General features: G+C 47.4%; 15 protein-coding genes and 1 pseudogene. 12 read left to right on the top strand and 4 right to left on the bottom strand.

The genetic code is table 11. The annotated features are described in order from the left end of the window. Positions 1-51: 51 nt before the first annotated feature. On the bottom strand, positions 52-459 hold the full coding sequence (locus RS891_RS07555) for a hypothetical protein (protein ID WP_315794940.1): 408 nt from the start codon (positions 457-459) through the stop codon (positions 52-54). Positions 460-648: 189 nt separating this feature from the next. On the opposite strand from RS891_RS07555, the gene RS891_RS07550 reads away from it, so the two are divergent. The 12 genes and pseudogenes from RS891_RS07550 (at position 649) to RS891_RS07495 (ending at position 10,452) form a co-directional block, all read left to right on the top strand. Then, on the top strand, positions 649-1,782 hold the full coding sequence (locus tag RS891_RS07550) for an RluA family pseudouridine synthase (protein ID WP_315794939.1): 1,134 nt from the start codon (positions 649-651) through the stop codon (positions 1,780-1,782). 111 nt (positions 1,783-1,893) lie between these two features. Further along, positions 1,894-2,475 carry an SLOG family protein gene (locus tag RS891_RS07545; protein ID WP_315794938.1) on the top strand — a complete coding sequence of 194 codons (582 nt, stop codon included), beginning with the start codon at positions 1,894-1,896 and terminating at the stop codon, positions 2,473-2,475. Between the two features lie 121 nt (positions 2,476-2,596). Beyond that, positions 2,597-3,412 (top strand): adenosylmethionine decarboxylase, encoded by an 816-nt coding sequence (speD, locus tag RS891_RS07540; RefSeq protein WP_113051405.1) that lies wholly within the window; start codon positions 2,597-2,599, stop codon positions 3,410-3,412. A gap of 179 nt (positions 3,413-3,591) precedes the next feature. Beyond that, positions 3,592-4,002 carry a flagellar basal body rod protein FlgB gene (flgB, locus tag RS891_RS07535; RefSeq protein ID WP_079695340.1) on the top strand — a complete coding sequence of 137 codons (411 nt, stop codon included), beginning with the start codon at positions 3,592-3,594 and terminating at the stop codon, positions 4,000-4,002. A gap of 230 nt (positions 4,003-4,232) precedes the next feature. Next, positions 4,233-4,724: pseudogene (locus tag RS891_RS07530) on the top strand (GNAT family N-acetyltransferase); the annotation flags it as partial. A gap of 150 nt (positions 4,725-4,874) precedes the next feature. Further along, positions 4,875-5,333: an NUDIX domain-containing protein gene (locus RS891_RS07525; protein ID WP_315796221.1), complete on the top strand. Its 459-nt coding sequence runs from the start codon at positions 4,875-4,877 to the stop codon at positions 5,331-5,333. A gap of 233 nt (positions 5,334-5,566) precedes the next feature. Further along, positions 5,567-6,088 carry an RNA polymerase sigma factor gene (locus RS891_RS07520; protein WP_315794937.1) on the top strand — a complete coding sequence of 174 codons (522 nt, stop codon included), beginning with the start codon at positions 5,567-5,569 and terminating at the stop codon, positions 6,086-6,088. Next, positions 6,078-7,397 carry a DUF4179 domain-containing protein gene (locus tag RS891_RS07515; protein WP_315794936.1) on the top strand — a complete coding sequence of 440 codons (1,320 nt, stop codon included), beginning with the start codon at positions 6,078-6,080 and terminating at the stop codon, positions 7,395-7,397. The genes RS891_RS07520 and RS891_RS07515 overlap by 11 nt, the downstream gene beginning before the upstream one ends. A gap of 114 nt (positions 7,398-7,511) precedes the next feature. Continuing rightward, positions 7,512-8,555 carry a S66 family peptidase gene (locus RS891_RS07510; protein ID WP_315794935.1) on the top strand — a complete coding sequence of 348 codons (1,044 nt, stop codon included), beginning with the start codon at positions 7,512-7,514 and terminating at the stop codon, positions 8,553-8,555. A 64-nt stretch (positions 8,556-8,619) separates the two neighbouring features. After that, positions 8,620-8,925 (top strand): hypothetical protein, encoded by a 306-nt coding sequence (locus RS891_RS07505; RefSeq protein ID WP_076291774.1) that lies wholly within the window; start codon positions 8,620-8,622, stop codon positions 8,923-8,925. A 362-nt stretch (positions 8,926-9,287) separates the two neighbouring features. Further along, a complete protein-coding gene (locus RS891_RS07500; RefSeq protein ID WP_315796219.1) occupies positions 9,288-9,983 on the top strand; it encodes a threonine/serine exporter family protein in 696 nt (231 codons plus the stop codon). Between the two features lie 19 nt (positions 9,984-10,002). Next, positions 10,003-10,452 carry a threonine/serine exporter family protein gene (locus RS891_RS07495; RefSeq protein ID WP_063564353.1) on the top strand — a complete coding sequence of 150 codons (450 nt, stop codon included), beginning with the start codon at positions 10,003-10,005 and terminating at the stop codon, positions 10,450-10,452. 247 nt (positions 10,453-10,699) lie between these two features. Here RS891_RS07495 and RS891_RS07490 read toward each other — a convergent pair whose 3' ends face one another. The 3 genes from RS891_RS07490 to RS891_RS07480 all read right to left on the bottom strand — a co-directional run bounded on the left by RS891_RS07490 (position 10,700) and on the right by RS891_RS07480 (position 14,892). Then, complete coding sequence (locus RS891_RS07490; protein ID WP_315794934.1) at positions 10,700-12,562, bottom strand: transglycosylase domain-containing protein; 1,863 nt, start codon at positions 12,560-12,562, stop codon at positions 10,700-10,702. Next, positions 12,556-13,356, bottom strand: a complete 801-nt coding sequence (locus RS891_RS07485; RefSeq protein ID WP_315794933.1) for a hypothetical protein — start codon at positions 13,354-13,356, stop codon at positions 12,556-12,558. The genes RS891_RS07490 and RS891_RS07485 overlap by 7 nt, the downstream gene beginning before the upstream one ends. Positions 13,357-13,755: 399 nt before the next feature. Then, on the bottom strand, positions 13,756-14,892 hold the full coding sequence (locus RS891_RS07480) for a sensor histidine kinase (protein ID WP_113051398.1): 1,137 nt from the start codon (positions 14,890-14,892) through the stop codon (positions 13,756-13,758). Positions 14,893-14,922: the final 30 nt, after the last annotated feature.

Genomic DNA, 14,922 nt, shown 5'->3' with positions numbered 1-14,922 from the left:
AGATGCCATACGTAAACTCTCTTCCTGTTGAACCTTCTGTTCAAAGAAACTCTAGTTGCTAGCTGCAATGCCATGGAACACCTCAGGGCCAGTCCGTACCGATGTGGACACGCCGGAAATAAACGAAGTATACACACTTTCCAGTGCAGGCGGTGCGGACAGATCCTGTGCAGTGAACGAATGAAATTCAGCACCACCGTTCTGACCTACCGTGCCTTCGGCGCGATATATCACATAGAACGGATCGTAAACACTGCCCCGTACAAGCTCAACAACAAACGTATCCCCCACTTCTCCGGTAACGCCAACCGTGCCATTCAAGGTGATAATGGGGTTGGGGACACCAAGGGTCTGCAGACCAATGGAGCCAAACGCTTCTGGCGATGGGCCTAGAGACAAACCCGGCTGTCCTACGGTTCCCGAGTTCATCGAAGTTCTCATATCGAGAAACACACCCATGAGTAACACCTCCAATGCTATGGGATACGTTATTCTATGAATCTCGACTCTCTTTGGATTGGATGGGTAACAGATTGTCTCCACCTATTTTTATTTGCCCCCGGTTAATGGTATATTGGACTGCATAACGAAATGAACGGATCGTATGCACACAAGCGGTACAGGCTGTTCAGAAGGAGATTACTATTTATGAATAAACGTAAACGCCCAACAGGCAATACATCGGCCAAGGGGAAAACATCCGCAGGTTCGTCCACAGCACGATCCGGTCGGTCCACTTTTACTTCCGCCAAATCATCAGGACCATCTGCATCACGCAATACAGGAGCGGCGAATAAGCCTGTAGCATCCAAATCCTCCGCGGCTCCCAAGAAAGCCGGAGCATCCAAACCCAAAGCAGCCAAACGTTCGGGTAATTCCTATTATCGCAAGCAAGAACCACCACGCCCGTACAAGGTTACTGAACCGGATGAGCTGCTCAACTTCTTGCTGAAACATTTGAAGTCCGGCCGTAATGCCGTCAAATCCATTCTGGGTCGCGGACAGGTATCCGTTGATCAGAAAGTGGTGACCAAGTTTAATCTGGAGCTAACGCCGGGGCAGATCGTAACAATTAGCAAAGAAGGCGCTGTTGCCGCTCCTTCCCTGACGGGCATTAACATTTTGCATGAAGACGATGATATTATTGTCATTCGCAAGGAAGCTGGACTGTTGTCCATCGCCGCTGACAAGAGTGATGATCTTACCGCTTATCGCCAGCTGACCGAGCATGTTCGCCGTACCGACGCGCTGAACCGGATATTTATAGTCCATCGTCTGGACCGCGACACTTCGGGTGTCATGATGTTCGCCAAGAGTGAAGAAGTGCAGCAGAAGCTGCAGGACAACTGGAAAGAAAATGTACAGGAACGTGTGTATGTTGCCCTTGTGGAAGGCGCCGTTGCAAAAGAAGAAGGCACCATTTCCTCATGGTTGAAAGAAACCAAGACGCTCAAAATGTATTCCAGTTCTCGCCCGAATGATGGACAACATGCCATTACACACTACAAACGTCTACAATCGAACCGCGAGTTCTCCTTGCTGGAAGTCCGTCTGGAGACGGGACGTAAAAACCAGATTCGTGTGCATATGGAAGATCTGGGCCATCCCATCGCAGGCGACAAAAAATACGGTGCTCATACCAGAACACTCGGCCGCCTCGGACTGCATGCACGGGTACTCTCGTTCATCCACCCAACGTCGGGTCAGCTAATGAGATTTGAGACGGATATTCCAAAACAGTTCCTCTATCCATTCCGTACGGATGCTCCACCAGCGAACTAACGGGATGATTCAAAGAACAGGCAGCGCTGACTCTGCGATTTCAGCCGATTCTGGACAAGCTACGGTGCCGGAACTGGCCGCTGGCCTGACCACGCCTGAAAGGAGGAACCGATGCTGAAAAACGTGTTGATTACCGGTTATCGTGCACATGAACTACAGATTTTTGGACAGAAGCATGAGGGAATTCCTTTCATCAAAAAGGCGATCTCTTCCCGTCTTACACCTCTGGTCGAAGACGGGCTGGAGTGGGTGCTGACGCCAGGCCAATACGGTGTAGACCTGTGGGCCTGCGAAGTGGTACTTGAGCTAAAGAAGACGTTCCCGGATCTGAAGCTGTCGATCATTACTGCTTTTCAAAATCCTGAGGAACAATGGAAGGAAGACAAACAGGATTATTATCGCTCCATTCTGCAAGGTGTAGACTATTATGGCGCGATTAGTCGTCAGCCGTATATCGGCCCGTGGCAGTTTACTGCGCGGGATGACTTACTGCTGCGCAAAAGCGACGGTCTCCTGCTCGTGTATGATGAAGATGCCGGGGATGGCAGTCCCCGTTTTATTAAGGAAAAAGCAGTCAAAAAACAGCAGAATGAAGATTACACCATCATCAGCATCACCTCGGAGGATATTCAATCGGTTGCCGAAGATGAACGGATGAACGATGTAGGGAATTACGACGATCCTTCATTCTGATCTGTGCCTGACTGGAGTAACAAAGAATGACGTACATATGTTTTTTTTGGCAGCAGGTTGGGTATAAGTAGTAGTAAAACTGCGATTACCATGTCGTATGGGACAAAGGGGAACTGCAACCATGACATTAACGCCAGAGCAGCGCATTCAACTGCATGGATTCAACAACCTGACCAAGTCGCTGAGTTTCAATATGTACGATATCTGTTATACGAAAACCAAAGATGAACGCGAAGCTTACATTGAATATATTGATGAACAATATAATGCGGCTCGGCTGAGCAAAATCCTGAATAATGTGTCTGACATTATCGGTGCCCATGTGCTGAATATCGCCCAACAGGACTATGTTCCTCAGGGTGCAAGTGTGACGATGCTTGTGTCGGAAGGCCCCATTGTGGAGATCCCCGAAGAATCCTTCGATGAATCTCCAGGCCCCCTGCCCGATAATGTTGTCATGCAGCTCGACAAAAGCCATATTACCGTTCATACGTACCCCGAATTCCACCCGAGTGAAGGCATCAGTACATTCCGGGCAGATATTGACGTCTCTACCTGTGGTGAAATCTCGCCGCTAAAGGCACTGAACTATCTGATCCACTCGTTCGATACGGATATCATGACGATGGATTACCGGGTACGTGGTTTTACACGGGATACGAGTGGACGCAAGCTGTTCATTGATCATGAGATCGGTTCGATCCAGAATTATATTCCGGATGAGATCAAGAGCAGCTTCGACATGATTGACGTAAACGTCTATCAGGAGAACATTTTTCACACCAAGTGCAAACTGAAAGAATTCGATCTGGATAACTATCTGTTTGGTTATACCAAAGATAAACTGAGCAAGGCTGAGCAACAGGAAATTACGGAGTGGTTGAAGTTGGAGATGGATGAGATTTATTATGGCAAAAACATCAATCGTCCTTCTTAATAACTAATTCGTGAGGACTGATTCATACGGGTGGGACAAGGATAAGATGTCATGAAGCAGGATTTCATAATGGAGTCCTCCGTCATGCGCTTGTCCTTTTCTTTTGCCTAACTTGACAGGCAGTAGCTCATTTTTTTATGATGAAAGCAATTGCATTTTCATTGAAGGAGACTGAGCCGTTGATTGAAACGAACACTTCCAGACGCAATGAATCTCTGTTACAGGCGCTGAACGCGCAGCACAAGGTTACCACTGAAAATATTGCCAACGCAGACACACCCAATTACAAAAAGAAATCGGTGGAGTTTGAGGAAGAGCTTAGACGTATTATTGAGAATGGCAAAACAGATCAGCTCGATATGAAGCGGACTCATGAAAAGCACTTTCCGGTCAGTAATCCCAATGATTCCATCGTAAACTACCGGATTGTCGAGAACAACGAAACATCCATGAATAATAACAACAATAACGTTGATATTGACAAGGAAATGGCGAATCTTTCGGAGAATCAGCTTATGTATAACTACATGGTTGATCGGGTCAGCGGGCACTACAAGAAAATGAAAAACCTGTTGCAGGATATGAAATAATGAATGATAGAGCAGCCTTTTGGCTGCTTTTTGTTTTGTCAGCGATCGGAAGTATGCAGAGGATCTATATTGAATTATATTGATCTATATTAAACGCATTTAGCGTCGCTTTTATTTTCTTTAATCAGGAGGATGTGCTCCCCTGCTTGTGCCCTTTTTCGGTATCCTCTCTGATTCGTAGTATAATGAGATAAAATGTATGATTTCATATCCAATAAAAGAGGTGCAACATGGCTCCACGTCATTTAAATGCTTTTCAAGGCTCCAAAGTCCGGCTGGCCGCTCCTTGCCCAGAAGACTGCATGCGGCTCTCCCGCTTCACTGACAGTTATGATTACTTGCGTAATCTGGATACCGATATTGCTGTTCCGCTAACGCCGGATGAGACGGGGTCATCCGCAGTGCGCAGAGACAACGGCTTTGAATTTGCACTGCGTACACTGGAGGACAATCGGTTCATCGGATTCACGGCCCTCTACCGAATTGAATGGAATAACCGCTCTGCACGCCTGGCCATTGGTATTGGTGATGATAAAGATCGGGGCAAAGGATACGGCAGTGATGCTCTCGCCCTGATTATTCGTTATGGATTCCATGAATTGAATCTGAACCGGATTGCGCTGGAAGTGATTGAATACAATGAGACTGCGAGACATGCCTATCTAAAAGCTGGATTTCGGGAGGAAGGCCGCCAGCGCTCTGCCGTTCTACGCGATGGTACGCATTATGACCTGATCTCCATGAGTATTCTTGCAGAAGAATGGTCCACACAGACCAAACTTCCGCTCGCGTTTCAGTCTACTCATGTCCAGGGAGCTAAACAGAGGGAAGATCACTTAAACTCACGATTGGTCGCTGCCGAAGGATCTGCGCTGTCCTCACTTAACGCCAAAGGTACAGAGAACTCTCTTGTCCAACCTCGCATTGGCGTGGGAGCGGTCATCCTCAACGATCGTAATGAAGTCCTTTTGGTTTGGCGGAATCGTCAGCCTGAACAGTACACCTGGAGTATCCCTGGGGGCAAAGTGGACCCGTACGAATCCATTGAAACGACCGTCATTCGGGAGATCAAGGAAGAAGTCGATCTGGATATTGTCATCGACAAGCTGCTCTGCACCGCAGAGACGATCCGACCTGAAAAACAAGAACATTGGATTTCCGTCCTCTACTCAACTCGAGTTATTAGCGGCGTTGCTCGTAACCTCGAAGAAGGCGGAGCGATTGGTGAGATTGGTTGGTTCCCGCTGGATGATCTGCCATCGCCGCTTGCCAGTTTCGCGGTGCCTGGTCTGGAAGCCGCGAAAAAATCCCATCTTTATTCTGAAGATTGAAAGCGGGGGGAAACTAACCTCATTACGGTCAGACAAGTCATATAAAACAAAACAACCGCCGAACTCCTCTCTTTACATAAAGGGGGCTTGGCGGTTGTTTTCAGTTTTCTGCGCAATTTCCTTCTTTTTGGTAGTCTTCGGTAAGTGTATACATAACTTTTTTCCAAAATCAAGAACCGTTTGACCCTTACCACGGTCTAATACGCAACAACATCTATGAAAGGAGGAGCCATGTGACCCCTGCTCAACTGACCATCGCCGCACAAAAAGGGGATGCCGAGGCTTTTGCAGCCTTAATGGAGATGCATCAGAGCCGACTGTACCGGATCGCCTATGCTTATCTGCACAACGAGGGCGATGCACTGGAAGCGATACAGGAATCCACCTACAGAGCTTATCGAAAGCTCAAGAAATTAAAAGAACCCTCTTATTTCGCCACTTGGCTGATCCGCATCCTGCTGAACTACTGTGCGGACGAACGTAAACGCAAGAGTCGATTCAGCCACGTTACCGAAATTCATGAACCTAGCAGCTGGGACCACCCCGCAGACCCTGATCTGGACGCAGCCGTCTCTGCGCTGGATCGGGATTGCAAACAGATTATTATTCTAAGTTATTTCGAAGGTTTCTCCTTAACAGAAGTCGCTGATATTCTCGAAATCCCAACCGGAACCGTAAAGTCCCGACTGCATCGAGCCCTTGGGCAGCTCAGGGACCAACTTGAAACGAAAGGAGATGTAACTCATGAGCGATGAAATGAAGTCATTTGAAGCACTTGAAGAGCGTCTGAGTGCTCGTAAAACGGAATACGATGCCATGCCAGTACCGGATGCCGCAGCATATCAGGCTGTACAGGCTGGAATCCGTCAGGCTGCGCGCAAGCGCAAGTCCCGGCTGCGCTGGTATATGAGCTCCATATCGGCAGCCGCGATCATCCTCGTGTTTACGGGATGTATTCGCGTTTCCCCCGCCTTTGCGTCCTTTGTGGAGCAACTGCCGGGCATGGAGGGCATCGTCAGCATGATTCGCCAGGATAAGGGGTTAATGATGGCGATAGATCAGTCTCTTTTACAGAAGGTTGGTGTGACCGATGAGCATGATGGAGCTTCAATGACCGTGGACAGCATCATTACAGATGAGTCACGCATGGTTATTTTTTACACGATGAAAGGCATGAAAGATCCAGAGAAGGGTATGTATGACATCGATTTGCTTGATAGAGATGGAAAAAAGTTGCCTGTTGCGTTTAGCTATTCTTCTCCTCAGCCAGCTTCAGAACTTGGCATTTATGAGGATAAAATTGATGTCTCATTCACAGAATCTTTACCGCCACAAGAACTGACCGTTGTATTTAAGGAGCGAGGTAAGGAATCGAATAATAAGTGGAAAGTCACCTTCCCAGTGGATCGCAGCTTAACGAAAGGCATGAAAAAAATCATTCCCGTAAACCAAACAATGACCGTGGACGGGCAGCGTATTCATGTAAAACAGGCCGTTCTGTATCCCACTCGTCTTGTACTTGATATCGAATATGATCGGAACAACACCAAAAAAATCTTCGGAATTCGTGATTTGCAGTTGGTAGATGAGCAAGGCCGAGCATGGCGAACAGATTCATCCTCCATCTCAGGCTCTGGAAGTTCTGTTTTTTTCGAAAGCATGTACTTCTCCACTCCGAAAAAACTGACGCTGCAGGGGTCTGGTCTTTCAGCGGTGGATAAGGACAAACTGGTTATCAGCATCGATCCATCCTCAGGTGAAATACAAGGTGGCCCATCGAGTTTGAAATTCCTGCAAAGCACGGTCCAGAGCAAAAATCTGATCCTCGAGTTTTCAATCGCAGACGCTCAAAATGCTACTTCAGGGCTATCATTTACCAATATCGAGGACAGCAAAGGAAACCCTTTCGACATTAATGAAGTAGGTTGGAGTCCTTCCGTCTTTGAAGCAAGGGTTGTCATTAAAAATGGAGCCGCAGCCAAAGGAAATTTAACAATGGAAATAGACTCTTACCCTGATCAAATTCGTGCACCGTTCTCCATTGAAATTCCTGTAACTCCCTAAAGAAAATGTGAGCAGCTATAATCGCAAGCCACAAGAAGTAGTCATGCACTATAATGAAAATATCAACCATCTACAATTAAATAGAGTATGTTCACAGGAAAGGGTGTGTCCACAATGAATAAGCGTTCAATTCGTTACCCGCAACCACTTGCTCCAGGAAATACCATTGGCGTGGCTGCACCATCCAGCGGTGTAAGTGAATCCTTGCATCATTACCTTGAAGAGAGCAGGCACAACATGGAGCGCCTTGGTTTTGGTGTTCAGGAGAGCCCATTTCTACGGCATAACGCCAAATGTGTAAGTTCCTCCAAGGAAGATCGCGCTGCCGAGATCAATGCATTTTTCCGCGACCCTGAGATTCAGGCTATTATCCCTCCGTGGGGTGGAGAGTTCCTTATGGATATCCTGCCCCTGCTCGATTGGGAAGCTTTGAAAACCTTGCCGCCCAAATGGGTTATGGGATATTCGGATATCAGCACCTTTTTATTCGCATACACCCTGATCACCGGAACGGCTTCGGCACATGGTACGAACTACGTGGATCTAAGATCCAATGAACTCGATCCGGTGACAGCACGCTGGATTGATGTATTACAGACTGGCCAGGGAGGACAGGTTACTCAATCTTCCTCCACTCACTATCAATCGGAATGGAAACCGGATTTGTCCACGTTCAATCTGGATACTCCTTCTCGTTGGAAACAGCTGGGGCAACCCGAAGGAGCAGACTCGCAGGTTACATTCTCAGGTCGGTTGATCGGCGGCTGTATGGATACAATCACCTGTTTGATTGGCACGTCTTACGCACCAGTTGAAGCGTATCTTGATCAGTATTGTGCAGAAGAAGGAACGATCTGGTATCTGGAAAGCTGTGAGATGAATGCGGGTGATATCTACCGTCATCTATGGCAGATGAGACAGGCTGGCTGGTTTGCTGGTGTTAAAGGCTTCATGTTCGGCCGACCTGCTGGTTATTCGGATACAGGAGATTTCAACTTCATCGATGCGCTGTCTTCGGCTCTCGGAGATATGGATGTTCCTGTATTATATGACGTGGATCTTGGCCACATCCCGCCACAGTTAACCTTTGTAAATGGCGCACTGGGCGACGTAGCTTATGAGAATGGGCATGGAAGACTTGAGATGGCATTTGTGTGATCACCTTTTGTAGGCAGATGCATACCTTGAAGTAAGAAATGATTTTGAGGAAGGGTTGTGCATCATGTCTGAATCCACGTCCACACCATCCGCACGGGTCGTATACCAAGCCAATCAACCAATGCTCCAATCCGTGCAAAGTGTGCGGAATATGCTTCATCATACAGCCCGGCAGCATGTAGGCAAGAAGGTGCAAGTCCAAAATATCGATGGTCAGGTATGGGAAGGTGTCATTATCAGCGCAGATCGGGGAATATTATATCTCCAGGTTACGCCGATGCATGGATACCCTGAGCCACGCGCCTTGTTTGGACCAACCATTCTACCACTCGTACTGTATGAGCTGTTGGTTATTACGCTGTTGATGTAGTTTGTTTTTTGTCTCGATCGAGCCTAATCCAAGAAGCTTCTCTCCCTGCGGCCATCAAGTCCTGGGAGCGAAGCTTTTTTGGGTTCTAGGCGTTATCGGGTCAACTTGGTGTGAATGTAGGCATTAATCTCGGCAACCTGGATGACTTCCGTGGTTCGTGCGGTATGTTTCCTTGTTAACGTGTGAAATATGATACAATGGTGTCGGCACCAAGCCTTATCTCATATGAACGGAGCTTGATCCGGTTGGAATATATCCCTCATGATCCTCCACCCGTGCCTCAGTCTGAGACGGAGCTGGTTGGGACAAATCATACTGAACAATCCCGCGTGATTGCAATCTGTCTATTGGCAGGCAAAATCATGCTTCAAAGCGGCGGTGAGACCTATCGTGTGGAAGATACGATGAAACGCATGGCTGCCGCGCTGGGCCTTCCCCATTCGCACAGTTATGTTGTGCCCACAGGTATCTTCTTTTCGGTTGATGCAACCGAGCCTGCCAAGCTGATACGGATCTCTGAACGAACCACGGATTTGCACAAGATATCTGAAGTGAATGCCGTTTCCCGGCGTATTGGACAAGGTGAATTGTCCGTGGAAGACGCCTATGCATTGCTACAACAAATTGAGGGACAGCCCTCCTCCTATTCTGCGGTTGTGAGGCTTACGGCGGCGGCGTTATCCAGTGGGTGCTTTACCATTATGTTTGGTGGAGGCTGGGTCGGCTTTCTCCCTGCGGTTCTCTGCGGTGGTATTGGCTATGCAGCAGTCATTGCCTTCCATCGATTAGTACTGGTGAAGTTTTTTGCCGAACTGACCGCTTCATTTGTCATCGGTCTGCTCGCCTTTTTGCTTGTCTATATGGGCGCGGGTCATGAACGGGACAAAATCATTATTGGCTCAGTCATGCCCCTGGTACCGGGACTGCTGATTACCAATGCTGTGCGTGACCTGATGGCCGGGCATCTCGTGTCCGGGTTATCCAAGGGAGCCGAGGCGTTTCTGACGGCTTTTGCGATTGGCACCGGCATTGCTGTTGTTTTTTCACTTTTTACGTAAGACGGAGGAGTTGCAGGTTATGCTTCATTTTATTGAACAAGCCCTGACCAGCTTTGTCGCCTCGGCCGCATTCGGCATTATTTTCAACGCTCCTCGGCGCATGCTGCTTCACGGTGGATTTGTCGGCATGATCGGCTGGATCATCTATATTGTGCTCGAATATGCTGCAGATGCAGTTCCTGCTACTCTGGCAGCGACCATTGCGGTAGGTGTCATCAGCCAGCTGTTCTCCCGCATGTTTCGCGCGCCCGTCATTATCTTCAGCGTAGCAGGTATCATTCCGCTCGTTCCCGGTGGACTGGCCTATAATGCGATGCGTAATTTTGTGCAAAATGACTACGGTGCTGCCATGGAGATGGCTGCCAAAGCGCTTATGTTATCCGGTGCCATCGCGATCGGACTTGTATTGTCCGAGGTGTTGAATCAGATGATTCGTCGTATACCCGAATCATTGCGAGCAAAATCCTAATACAGAAGATGAATATATTTTCACTAAACTAAAACGATAAAGACCCGGCGTTGGAGACAGGGTAAACGCTGTCCTTCACGGGTCTTTCATATTTCCAGCCAATGTTGATCCATTATCATCTAATATGCAGCGTTTTGTTTTCATCGTAGTATCCATTTGTTTGATAACTGTAGGCAATCCATAAAACAGAGCTCCCCATGTCTGTTGGAACATCCTTGCCCATTGGTGTACGTTAAACCATTCTCTTTTATGGCAAAGCACGCTTCATAACCGACGCAAATAAATCCGCCGCCACACCACTTCCGGATCTCATATAATGCTCTGCATCCGTACGATCAAATCCCATCCAGACTGCAGCCGTCCACTTGCTGGTATACCCTACAAACCACAGATCCCTGTTCGCCTCCTTGCTTACACCAGGTAATGCAGCCTGCGTTGTTCCCGTCTTTCCCGCTACCTTATGCTGACTCAGCTGTGCCCTGCTACCTGTTCCTTGACTGACTACATTTTGAAGCATGCCGGTCATGACCGTTGCCGTGCTGGTGGAGATGACCTGCTTGTTCTCTGGCTTAAAAGCATAGATTTTCCGGCCGCGTGAATCCGTAATTTCACGAATTAGATGTGCCGTATTAAACTTGCCGTTATTGGCAAACACGGAATATGCCTGGGCCATTTTTAGTGGGGATACCCCTTTATGCAAACCACCTAAGGCAATCGAAAGATGAAGATCCTCCTTGCCCATTTCAATGCCCAATCGATCTGCAAATTGATGTGCGCGTCCCAGCCCCGTCTCGTGCAGCAGCCATACGGCCGGAGCATTGATGGAATTTTCAATGGCTTGCGACATGGTAACTGTACCTCTGTAACGCCCGCCCAGGTTACTTGGTTGATAGCTCCCATATTTCATGCGTTGATCAGGCAGTACACTCTTTGGCTTAAACCGACCAGATTCCAATGCAGGTCCATATGCAATAATGGGCTTAAATGCAGAACCGGGTTGCCTTGCATCCGTGGTTGCCCGGTTAATGCCTCCTTTTACAGGGTCTCTCCCGCCCATCATCGCTTTGACTTCACCGTTATGCTGGTCCAGTATGACCATACTCGCTTGCACTTGCTCATCCTCACGATCATCAGTGAACCGGGAAGATTCACTGAATGTTTGCTCCACCGCCAGCTGCGCCTGATCATCCAATCCCGTTCGAATGGTCCAGCCTGCGGATTGAATCTCTGCTCCACTCTTGCCGGTGAGACGGGAAGCCTCCTCGATTACCGCATCCAAGGCAGACACGTATGCAGGGGCTGTTGAGCCTGGAGTCGATGCAGAGGCTGAATTTGGCGGTGTATAGTCGACACTTCGCGCCTCATCCATCTGTTTCTTGGTAATGATTCCTTGCTCATGCATGAGTCCAAGAACTACAGAACGCCTCTCTTTGGACAGGTCTTCCCTATCCACCGGATTGTATATAGAAGGTCCCTTCGGGATTCCGGCGAGCGTAGCCATTTGCCATAGCTCCAGCTGTTGTAGATCCTTAATCCCGAAGTAGCGCCATGCCGCTGCTTTAACCCCATATTGCTGGCTCCCCATATAAATGTGATTCAAATACAGCTCCAATAGCTCATCCTTGCTAAATCTCTTTTCCATCGCCATGGCAATCGACATTTCATTCACCTTGCGAACCAGCGTTTTATCTCCGTTCAAATACAGATTTCTGGCCACTTGCTGTGTAATCGAGCTGCCTCCCTGACTCAGGTTCATATGTAAAACATCCTGCACAACAGCCCTGCCAATCCCGATAAAATCCAGTCCATCGTGGTTATAGAAACGTCGATCTTCTGTAGCCAGAAATGCCTGCTTTAACAGATCGGGCATATCCTTCAAATCAAAATGCTCCGCATATCCCTTGGTTTGTACTTTTAATCTTGAAATTTCTGTTCCATCCGCATTGGTAATGACGGTGGAAGAGGCCACCAAAATGGCCTCAGGATGATTGCGAAGTACACCTTCGCCGTAAGTAACTAGATAGATATAGCCGACAGCTAGCAAAATAACGATTACTACCGAGGCATCAAATATATGATAAATTCCGCGCCTTATGCTGGACCTCAACATTCAGGCTCCCTAAATACATGTGGATTGGAACCTGAATGTTCCTGTGGCTTCATTTCCATAGAATCCAGGGCAAGTTCCAGCCTTAACATCTGTTCATGCGCCAGCCTGACCCAGTGCTGAATCTCCGCTTCATCCCGACAGCGTCCTTCCATGATCGTATCCAGTGAAGAACGAACACCGTAAAGAGTGAGTTTAATCGATAGATCGGTACTTATACGACCAGATTGTGATCCAACCAACTTTTCTTGAATAGGTTGCTGATGGCTTCTCTCACTATCTAACACCATTTGTTGTGTTATTTGTTGCCGGCTACTTTCATCGCCATACATACCAGAACTGAACCATTCTTCGTCCCTCAGCTCTCGATCTGTCCATTCCTGATCAGAACTAGTTAAGCGCTCCGCTTGTATATGTAACGCAACGTCATTCAAATCGGCGGCAATCTGCCGCAGCTCTCCACCGTTCAGCACTTCAATCTGTGCTGGAATTCGGCCATTTGCCAGTTCATGAGTTCCACGAACAATTACCTTGAGGTCATCTGCAATCTTCTGGGATCGAATCCAAAAAAATAGCGCAAACAGACTACATCCCATAAATATAAACAATGGCGTTGTACCGATGTGGTTTATCACCCAGTACATAACTCGAGTTAAATCAGTTGTCTCAGACAGGATATGATGGTGAGCATAACGTAACATATGATAAACGACAAATAGGAGCGCTGCGCTAAGTAAGGCGCTGGCTCCGCTGATATATATGTATCTTAGTCTGACTGTACGTAATAATAATCTCATATTCGGCATCCTCCTCAATTTTGCAGTTCATGCGTCCGATTGAGGTTAAGAATACCGAATATTTCTTAATGAAGAAGTGGGAAACTTCTTATCATTTTCTTAATTAAGCAATTATATAAATTGAACTAAAGAATATTTACACTTTCCACTCTGATGACAGAACAACCTTCCGATCGCTGTTATCCCCAGATTTTTTTAATTTCCTTATTTAAAGGGGAAACTCCGGGGATAAAGGCGAAGCATATGCTTTCGATGCAGCTTTCTTTCAGAAAGCTTTTAGCTATGCTTCTTCAGGTTATTTCTGTCCTCTCTCCGTTATCGTGTAAATGTTTAGTTCAATTTAAATAGCTATGTTGAATCAAGCAAGCTCTCTAACAATTAGAAGAGAATTCTGCCCGGTTACCGTTCCTCTGCATCTCTGTTTATCGGAGCAGCAGTCACAGGAAAACGCGTAACAAAATCGGTTCGGCCCTGTTCACTATATGCAGCGATACTCCCGTGATGTAATTCAATCATGGATTTGGCAATAGCCAGCCCCAGCCCGGTGCCGCCCGTATCACGAGAGCGGGACTTGTCTACCCGGTAGAATCGATCGAATAAATGCGGCAAATCCTGCGCCGGAATCGGTTCACCATAATTGCTGATCCGCACCACGGCTTCTTTACCTTCAAGAGACAACGCGATCTCCATCACTTTACCCTGTGCTCCATAACGGATCGCGTTAGTGAACAGGTTCTCATACGCACGGACAAGCTCTCCAGGAGCAGCCTGAATCCATAAAGGTTCTTGTCCACCAATGATCTTGTATGTCATGCCCGCTTCTTCCAGCATCGGAGAGAACTCTTCAGCAAGCTGCATCAGAAACGGATTCAAGTTCAAAGAAGTCAATGACAAGGGTAAGCTACCACCACTTACACGGGTATATTCGAACAAATCGTCAATCAGCTTCCTTAATGTTAAGGATTTCTCGTACGCAATACTCACGTAATAGCGCATCTCAATTTCATCCTGATAGCGATCCTTCTCTATGTATTCCAAAAATCCGAGAATAGAGGTCAGTGGAGTCCTCAAATCATGAGAAATACCTGTAATTAAGTCATTTTTCGCAGCAACCGCACTACGCTCCTCCTGCAATGACAGCTGTAATTGTTCGGCCATCTGATTAATACTGGCAGCCACAACGCCAAATTCATCCGATGTCTTCACCTCGATCCGATGAGACAGCTCTCCTTTGGCAACTTCCTGAATTCCTGCTGTAATCTCGTCCAAAACCAGCATCACCCTACGCGTGAATAGGAAAAAGAAGAGCACAAAACCAAGTATGCCAACCATAATCATTAATGGCACCGACCCAATATTGTTCACCAGCCACCTGATGCCCCTTGCAGGGATCGAATAATTAGGATAAGTCTGAGCCGCTAGAATGGAGTGTACAACTTTGCTGCCACCATACAAAATAGCCGCCGTCAAAATGCCACTCAGCAGAAATGCGTAGATAAATTTCCACCGGACTGTGTTAATTAATTTTGAATTCATCTCGGAACTCCTTGCTCACGCTCTGTATCC

This window comes from Paenibacillus sp. BIC5C1, assembly GCF_032399705.1.
Classification (GTDB): Bacteria; Bacillota; Bacilli; order Paenibacillales; family Paenibacillaceae; genus Paenibacillus; species Paenibacillus taichungensis_A.
Note: the sequence above shows the minus strand (reverse complement) of the source record. Positions and strands in the feature narration are given on the sequence as shown.